The organism is Streptomyces yerevanensis, from assembly GCF_000716805.1.
GTDB classification, from domain to species: domain Bacteria; phylum Actinomycetota; class Actinomycetes; order Streptomycetales; family Streptomycetaceae; genus Streptomyces; species Streptomyces flaveus.
In genome coordinates, this window is sequence record NZ_JNWJ01000127.1 from 1 (window position 1) to 8,079 (window position 8,079).

At 71.7% G+C, this 8,079-nt stretch carries 9 protein-coding genes; 4 read left to right on the forward strand and 5 right to left on the reverse strand.

Annotation, left to right across the window (positions count from 1 at the left end):
- Positions 1–306: 306 nt before the first annotated feature.
- Positions 307–1,356: an HAAS signaling domain-containing protein gene (locus OP79_RS47725; RefSeq protein ID WP_033329493.1), complete on the forward strand. Its 1,050-nt coding sequence runs from the start codon at positions 307–309 to the stop codon at positions 1,354–1,356.
- Positions 1,357–1,451: 95 nt separating this feature from the next.
- Positions 1,452–2,075: an HAD family hydrolase gene (locus tag OP79_RS47730; RefSeq protein WP_033329494.1), complete on the forward strand. Its 624-nt coding sequence runs from the start codon at positions 1,452–1,454 to the stop codon at positions 2,073–2,075.
- A 5-nt stretch (positions 2,076–2,080) separates the two neighbouring features.
- Here the strand turns inward: OP79_RS47730 and OP79_RS47735 are convergent, their stop codons facing one another.
- Positions 2,081–2,329 carry a hypothetical protein gene (locus OP79_RS47735; protein ID WP_033329495.1) on the reverse strand — a complete coding sequence of 83 codons (249 nt, stop codon included), beginning with the start codon at positions 2,327–2,329 and terminating at the stop codon, positions 2,081–2,083.
- Between the two features lie 185 nt (positions 2,330–2,514).
- Between OP79_RS47735 and OP79_RS58185 the strand changes: the two genes are divergently transcribed.
- A complete protein-coding gene (locus OP79_RS58185; RefSeq protein WP_033329496.1) occupies positions 2,515–2,898 on the forward strand; it encodes a cold-shock protein in 384 nt (127 codons plus the stop codon).
- A gap of 78 nt (positions 2,899–2,976) precedes the next feature.
- On the opposite strand, the gene OP79_RS47745 is transcribed toward OP79_RS58185, so the two are convergent.
- The 4 genes from OP79_RS47745 to OP79_RS47760 form a co-directional block, all read right to left on the reverse strand.
- A complete protein-coding gene (locus OP79_RS47745) occupies positions 2,977–3,828 on the reverse strand; it encodes a 1,4-dihydroxy-6-naphtoate synthase (protein ID WP_033329497.1) in 852 nt (283 codons plus the stop codon).
- Positions 3,818–4,483 carry a futalosine hydrolase gene (locus tag OP79_RS47750; RefSeq protein WP_033329498.1) on the reverse strand — a complete coding sequence of 222 codons (666 nt, stop codon included), beginning with the start codon at positions 4,481–4,483 and terminating at the stop codon, positions 3,818–3,820. Before OP79_RS47750 ends, OP79_RS47745 begins: the two co-directional genes overlap by 11 nt.
- Before the next feature lie 19 nt (positions 4,484–4,502).
- Positions 4,503–5,009 (reverse strand): hypothetical protein, encoded by a 507-nt coding sequence (locus tag OP79_RS47755; protein WP_051745844.1) that lies wholly within the window; start codon positions 5,007–5,009, stop codon positions 4,503–4,505.
- A gap of 77 nt (positions 5,010–5,086) precedes the next feature.
- Positions 5,087–6,526 carry an MFS transporter gene (locus tag OP79_RS47760; protein WP_169786271.1) on the reverse strand — a complete coding sequence of 480 codons (1,440 nt, stop codon included), beginning with the start codon at positions 6,524–6,526 and terminating at the stop codon, positions 5,087–5,089.
- A gap of 397 nt (positions 6,527–6,923) precedes the next feature.
- Between OP79_RS47760 and OP79_RS47765 the strand changes: the two genes are divergently transcribed.
- The gene (locus OP79_RS47765; RefSeq protein ID WP_033329500.1) at positions 6,924–7,847 is read left to right on the forward strand and encodes a DUF3027 domain-containing protein; all 924 of its coding nucleotides are present in this window, start codon (positions 6,924–6,926) and stop codon (positions 7,845–7,847) included.
- The last annotated feature ends 232 nt before the right edge of the window (positions 7,848–8,079 follow it).

An 8,079-nucleotide genomic window follows, 5' to 3' on the forward strand; every position in this document is an offset into this window, starting at 1 on the left:
GCGGGCATACGGCCCTGGCCTGGTACAGGGTGCGGGTTCTCCGAGACCGGAGCTAAGCGACGGGCATACGACGCACCGGCCCACGACCCCTCCCGCCGGTGGGAGGGTGCGGGCACGTCGGGGTGCGGGCCTTCCCGGGGCGCCAGGGCAGGCGCAGGCTTTTCAGGGGCGCGGGGCTGTGTCGATTTGCGGCTCCGCCGCGATGGGGGTCCCCCCGCTCTGGGGGTCCCCCCAGGCCCTTAAGGCACTGGGGGAGCAGCCGAGAGTGGGGGAGCGACCAGCCACTGCCGCCCCCGGAGGGACTTCGTGGGGATTGAGAGCGATCAGCTCGTGTTCGACTACCTGAGCCGGGTGGGTGACCTGGCTCAGAGCCGACAGTTGCCGTCCGGGACGCGTATGCGGCTCGTGACGGAGTTGCGCGGGGAGATCGACCGGCGCCGGGCCAAGGCGAGCGCCGACAGCCCGGCCTCCGTACGTCGGATCCTCGCGCGCCTCGGCAGTCCGGAGGAGGTGGTCGCGGCGGCGGGCTCCGGCGGCGAGGGAAGTGGTGGCGGGGAACAGGAGCCCAGGGCCGCCGCGCCCGTCCAGCCCGCGGAGGCGGCCGAGGAGCGGCCCAAGGGGCTGCGGCGCGTCGTCCCGCGGCCCCGGTCCGCGGAGCCGTCCGCGGCCGGTGACGTACCGATGGTTTCCGGTGACGTGCCCTCTCCGCCACACCTTGCGAGTACGGAGGAACTCGGGTCCGGGCAGCCCGACTGGTGGCGGGTGGACAGCAGTCCGTTCGGGACGACGGACGGCGTGCCGGGGTTTGTGGGCGGCGTGGAGATCCCGGAGCTGCTCAAGCCGCCGCCCTCGGACGCCGACGAAGACGCGCAGAAGAAGCCCGCGCCGCTCGCCGAGCCCAAGAAGCTGGTCAAGGAGCCGGTACCGGTCGAGGCGGCCGAGCCGACGGCGGCCGGTACGGCGCAGAAGCGGCGCCGTTTCCTCCCCTCGGCCCGCCCCCGCCCCCATACCGGAGGAGGCCTCCCCAGCCCCCTCCTTCTGCTTGCCGCCGCCCTCCTCGTCGCCGGTGCCGTCATCGGCAACCTCGTCGTCCTCGCCCTCGGCTGGCTCATCGCCTACCTTTCGCGGCGCCTGACCCCCGCCGAGTCGAAGTGGGCGGTCCTGGGGATGCCCGGTCTGGTCGCCGTCGCGGGGATCACCTGGTTGTGGGGGCGGACGGAGGGGCGTTGGGGCGATCCCATCGCCAGGGACCAGATGAGCGACGCGATCGCCGAGACCTGGCCCTGGGTCCTCAAGGGCGCGGCCGTCGCCTCGGCGCTGTACCTGGTGTGGAGGGCTCAGCGTCAACGGCCGTAGGGGGCAAGGGCGGTTGGCAGGGCTTCGCTGAGTGCATGGGACGGCTGTGAGGGCCCAGCGGTCGGGCGCATGGCCCGTACGACCTCCTGGGCACAATGGCCCATATGACTTCTCCGGTGCTGACCGTCGGCTTCGACCTCGACATGACCCTCATCGACTCCCGCCCTGGCATCCACGCCTGCTACCTCGCGCTCTCCGAGCGGACGGGGACGTACATCGACGCCGATCTGGCCATCACCCGGCTCGGTCCGCCGCTGGAGGAGGAGCTGGTCAACTGGTTCCCGGGCGATCAGGTCGCCGCCATGGCCGACGTCTACCGCGAGATGTACCCCACACACGCCATAACCGGGACGCTCGCGATGACCGGCGCCCGCGAGGCGATCGCGGCCGTGCAGGCAGCGGGCGGGCGCGCGATCGTCGTCACCGCCAAGTACGAGCCGAATGCCAAGCTGCACCTCAAGCACCTCGGCATCGCCGCCGACGCCGTCATCGGCGGCCTGTGGGCCGAGCGCAAGGCGGAGGCGCTGCGCGAGTACGGGGCGGGTGTCTACGTCGGCGACCACACCGGTGACGTACGCGGTGCGCGTATCGCCGAGGCGCTGTCCGTCGCGGTGCCCACCGGGCCGTGCGACGCGGAGGAACTGCGGGCGGCCGGTGCGGATGTCGTACTCGCGGACCTGACGGAGTTCCCCGACTGGCTGGACCGGTACCGGTCCTAGACCCCTTACTGCACGGAGCGCGCCCGGCGGCGCTGTGCCGCCGCCGTTCGCAGGACACCCGCTCCCGCGATCAGGAAGCCCACGCCCATCAGCATGCTCAGTCCGAACATGTACGTCGGGAAGGGCGACTTGTCGAGCAGTAGCGGGGCCACGGTGACCAAAGTGGCCACGGCCCCCACAAAGAAGACGATGCCGCCGGTTCGGACCAGTCGGTCACCGGGTTCGGCGGAATTCGCTTGGGTTTTGTCACGCACTCGACCAGGGTAGTTCCCTGCGCGAAGGAACAGTCCGGGGACGTCTTGTCAGCCGCCACCGGACCATTAGCCTTGGTACCGGCGGGTCGGGCACGACCCGCTGCAGTGCTATCCAGAGCAGTTTTCCCGAATCGTTCATCATTCAGCCAGAGCACCAACCGACGACTACGAGGACGAGGACAGACGTGCCTACCGGCAAGGTCAAGTGGTTCAATTCTGAGAAGGGCTTCGGCTTTCTCTCCCGCGACGACGGCGGCGACGTCTTCGTTCATTCCTCGGTCCTGCCCGCCGGAGTCGATGCTCTCAAGCCGGGGCAGCGAGTGGAGTTCGGTGTGGTCGCCGGACAGCGCGGTGACCAGGCGCTTTCGGTGACGATCCTGGACCCGACCCCCTCCGTCGCGGCAGCCCAGCGCCGTAAGCCGGACGAACTCGCGTCGATCGTCCAGGATCTGACCACTCTGCTCGAGAACATCACGCCCATGCTCGAAAAGGGCCGCTACCCGGACAAGGCCTCCGGCAAGAAGATCGCGGGCCTGCTGCGGGCGGTGGCGGACCAGCTGGACGTGTAGGGACCTCTACGGAAATCGCGGCGCGTCGGCGGCGGAGGGGCGGAACCAGCCCCTCCGCCGCCGACGCGTGGCACCTGGTCAGGGAAACGCCAGTGCGTCCGGCCCGAGCGGCGGGACCAGCCCCTCGGCCGCCGCCCGCGTGAGCAGCCCCCTGACCGCCGCGTAGCCGTCCTCGCCGAGATCCGCCGTGAACTCGTTGACGTACAGCCCGATGTGCTGGTCCGCGACCGCCGGGTCCATCTCCTGGGCGTGCTCCAGGACGTACGGACGGGAGGCCTCCGGGTCGTCCCAGGCGGCGCGTACGGACGTACGGACGGACTCGGCGAGCAGCTTCAGCCTTTCCTGGCCCAGCGACCGCTTGGCGATGATCGCGCCCAGCGGGATCGGCAGCCCGGTGGTGTCCTCCCAGTGCTCGCCCATGTCCGCGAGCTTGTGCAGCCCGTACTTCTGGTACGTGAAGCGCGCCTCGTGGATGACGAGCCCCGCGTCGACCTGCCCGTCCCGTACGGCGGGCATGATCTCGTGGAAGGGCATGACCACGATCTCGCCGACGCCCTCCGGCAGGGTGTCCGCTGCCCACAGGCGGAACAGCAGATACGCCGTCGACCTCTCGCTCGGCACCGCGACCGTGCGGCCGGTGAGGTCCACTCCCTCCTCCGCCGTCAGCACCAGCGGCCCGCAGCCCCGCCCCAGCGCGCCTCCGCAGGGCAGCAGGGCGTACTCGTCGAGGACGTACGGCAGAACGGCGTACGACACCTTCAGCACATCCAGCTCGCCGCGCTCGGCCATGCCGTTGGTGATGTCGATGTCCGCGAAGGTCACATCGAGCGCGGGCGCTCCCGGGATCCGTCCGTGGGCCCAGGCGTCGAAGACGAAGGTGTCGTTGGGGCAGGGGGAGTAGGCGATCTGCACAGGCTGCTCAGCGGTCATGTGGGTTCCAACTCTCCAGTACGGGCGTGAGCTTCCCGAACGCCTCCGTGAGCGCCGCGAGCGCGTCGCCGATGCGCCAGGCGGCGCGGTCGCGGGGGCCGACGGGGTTGGACACGGCGCGCAGCTCCAGCACGGGCACACCGTGCACGGCAGCCGCCTCCGCTACTCCGAACCCCTCCATCGCCTCGGCCAGTGCCCCCGGATGACGGCGCCGCAACTCGACGGCCCGTTCGGCGCTTCCGGTCACGGTGTTGACGGTGAGGACGGTGCCGGTACGGGCTCCTGTGACGGCCGCGACTTCTCGTACGAGTGCGTCCGGCGGCCGGTGGGTGATGGCCCCGAAGCCCAGTTCGGTGACCGGGACGAAGCCGTCCGCGGTCTCGGCGCCGAGGTCCGCGACGGTGATCGCGTCGGCGAGGACCAGGGACCCCAAGGGGGCCTCGGGCTGGAAGCCGCCGCCGATGCCCGCGGAGACGACGAGGTCGTACGGGGTCCCGGCCAGCGCGGCGGTGGTGAGCGCGGTCGCGGTCGAGACGGCGGCGGCTGCCGAGCCGACGCCTGCGGCGAGCAGGTCGACGGTGGTGGGGCCGCTGCCGAACGCCGAAGCCACCGCGTCCCGTTCGACGGGGACCGCGGTGGCTACGAGGATGCGCATGGGCGGCGGGCCGAGCGTCTCAGTCGTCCGCGTTCTCGAGCTTGAAGTTCCACACGCCCTGGATGTCCTCACCGGACTGCTGGACGACGCTGATGTTCAGCTCCTTGGGCGCGCTCTGACCCTGCTGCGCGGCGAAGAGGTCGACGCCCTGGAAGGCGTAGTACGTCTTCTTGAGCGGCGAGATGACCTGCTGACCGTTGATCCACAGGGCCCAGCCCTCGTCCGCGATCTCCGGGTCCACGCCGATGCGCAGCGTCTCGCCCTGCGGCACGCTGATCGTGTCCTCGGCCTTCTCGCGGGTGCACTCCTCGGCCTTCCCGCGGTCGATGGCCTTGCCGTCCTCGTAGCACTCGGCCTCGGCGCTCTTCGAGGTCTTGCCGACCGTGACGGTCGCCATCGGCGTCGGCTTGTCACAGGCGGCCAGGACGAGAAGTCCGGCGGAAACAGCGCCGACGGCAGCGACGGCGCGACGACGGCGAACGGGGCCGTGTCCAGTAGCGGCACTGCCGCGGGGCAGGGTGGTCATGGAGGCAGGCTATCTGGCGTGGGGGGTGCCCCCGCCAACTGGGGCGCTTTACGCGACCCGGGCTCGCGGGCAGCGGTTTACGCCACCTGGGCTCGCGGGCGGTCCCCGCGGTGCCTGGCCGCGCCCAGCAGTCCGCGGACCGTGCCGAGCCAGCCGGCGGCGACGACGGCGGCGGCCACCGACATACCGAGCGTGCCGATGAGCGGCAGCGCGATGCCGATGGCGCCGCCGACCACCCAGGACATCTGCAGCAGCGTCTCCGAGCGCGCGAACGCCGATGTACGGACCAGCTCGGGGACGTCCCGTTGGATCAGCGCGTCCAGCGACAGCTTGGACAGGGCCTGTGCGAAGCCGGCGAACGCGGCGAGTACCGCCACCACGATCACCCCGAAGAACACCGCCGCAGTGATCGCCACCCCCATCACCACCGCGATGACCGTCACGATGATCAGCTCCGGCGCCCGCGACCTCAGCGCCGCCCCGACCGCCGTGCCCAGGGCGTTGCCCGCGCCCGCCGAGACGGCCACGATGCCGAGCGAGACCGCCGCGCTCGCGCCCGCGAGCGGATGCTCGCGCAGCAGGAACGCGAGGAAGAAGGTCAGGAACCCGGACAGCCAGCGCAGCATCGCGTTCGCGGCGAGCGCGTGGGTGACGGACGTACCGACGGTTCGCAGCCCGGGCCGCCGCAGTTTCTCCTTGATCAGATGCGGTCCGTGCAGATGCTCCTCGTCCGCGGCGAGCAGCGCCTTGTCCTCTCCCTTGGCCGAGTCGACCTTGTGAGGGAGCGAGAAGGACAGGAACATACCCGCCATGAAGATCACAAAGGCGGCGTAGAGCGGATAGCGGGGCCCCAGCGCCTGCAGCCCCGCCCCGATCGGCGCGGCCACACCTGTGGCGAGGAGGCCGCCGAGCGTGACCCGCGAGTTCGCCTTCACCAGGGAGAACGCGGGTGGCAGGAGCCTGGGCACCACGGCACTTCTGACCACGCCGTACGCCTTCGACGCCACCAGCACGCCGAGCGCCGCCGGATACAGTTCGATGCTGCCCGTGACGACCGCGCCCGACAACAGCAGGGCCAGGAACGCGCGGGCCAGGAACGCGCTCGCCATCGCGGCGCGGCGGCCGTGCGGGAGGCGGTCCAGGAGCGGGCCGATGACCGGGGCGAGGAGTGTGAACGGGGCCATCGTGATCGCCAGGTAGAGCGCCACCCGGCCGCGGGCCTCGTCCGTCGGGACCGAGAAGAAGACCGTCGAGGCGAGCGCCACGGTGATCATCATGTCGCCCGCGCCGTTCACCCCGTGCAGCTCGATCAGCTTGCCGAGCCCTGATTCGCCCGCTCCGTGCGCGTGCGTCGCCTTCCGGATGCCCCGAGCCGTCCCCGTGAACGGCAGGTGCAGGGCACGCCCGACGGAACGGAGCGCCCCGCGCACCGGGCCAGCTCCGCTCATCCGACCACTTCCCTCGGCGCCGTCGCCGCCGACTCCGGCGGCACCTTGGGACGAACTTGCGGTTGCCACTCCGCCATAGTGCCCCTTGTTGGGCGGTGATAGTGCGTTACCGCGCGTATGAGGGCCGAGTGGACCGGTTGGTCGGGACCCTGCGGACCGGCACCGGCACCTCGGCGCGCAGTGCACGGCAACGGCACGGTCGGGCAACGGCCGCCGACTCGGTGTGTGCCCGGCGGCGGCGAGAGGGTAGCGTGCGTAGCGCGCCCCGCGACGGTGGCTCTCGGCCGCGCGCCTGACGGCCATCCCGCAGAATGGATGGTGTAGGTGCGCCCGAGTGCGATCGGGCGCGGACGTCGACGCGGCCACCCCGGTGCCCGAAGGGCCTGGGAGATGCCCCAGCCGCTCCGTCCGCACCCCCGGCGAGGATGGCGCACTCGTGAGACGGCGTAGGAGAGAAGCGATACCTGTGAGCGCGACAACGCGAAGCCGCACCCCCGACCGCCTGTGCGCCGAGGCCGTCGACCTCGCCAGGGCCGCCGCCGAGGAGACCGCCGCGCCCGGTGTCGTCGGGGAGCACTCCGGGCTCGTCTCCGAAGGAGACCGCGTCGTCACGCACTTCTTCGAGTGCAAGGAGCCGGGGTATCGCGGGTGGCGCTGGGCGGTGACCGTCGCGCGGGCCTCGCGGGCGAAGATCGTGACGCTCGACGAGACGGTGCTGCTGCCCGGCCCTGACGCGCTGCTCGCTCCCGAGTGGGTGCCGTGGAGCGAGCGGCTGCGGCCCGGGGACATGGGGCCGGGGGATCTGCTCCCCACGGACGCGGAGGATCTCCGCCTCGAGCCCGGTTTCACCGGCGAGGACGAGCCCGCGCCGAACTCGCCCGTCTCGGAGGAGATGGCCGAGCTCGTCGAGGCGGAGGACCTCGAGGTGACGGCCGGGCCGCCGGCGACGCTTTCCGTCGTACCCTCCCGTGGTTCGATCGCCGCCGTCGCGGAGGAGCTGGGGCTGCGGCGGGCCCGGGTGCTGTCCCGGTACGGCCTCCATACCGCGGCCGATCGCTGGGAGGACACGCACGGTCCCAAGACCGCGATGGCCCAGGCGGCGCCGGCCCCCTGTGTGAGCTGCGGTTTCCTGTATCCCATCGGCGGGTCGCTGGGGCAGGCGTTCGGCGTCTGCGGCAACGAGTTCTCGCCGGCGGACGGGCGCGTGGTCTCGCTGGCGTACGGATGCGGGGGGCACTCGGAGGCGGCGGTCATGCCGGCGCCTCCGCGGCCGGCTCCGCCGGTGATCGACGAGACGCGGGTGGACCCGTTCCCCCTTCGCCCGTCGCCGGACTCGGGGTCCGTGCCGGTCGTCTCCGACGAGTCGTCGGCGGAGTTGGGTCACTCCTGACCACCGGGGTTCGTGGGCGGGATTCCTTTCCCCAGCCCCGCCCCTTCCCGGAACTGGGGGCTGCGCCCCCAGGCCCCCGCATGGGGGTGGGGGGTGACACTGCGTGTCGCAGCTGCGGATGCGTCGTGGCTGATCGCGCAGTTCCCCGCGCCCCTAAAAGCAAAAGCCTGCGGCTCCACCCACCGCCAGCCACAACGAACCCGCGGCTTCTCACCGGCGGGAGGGGTCGTGG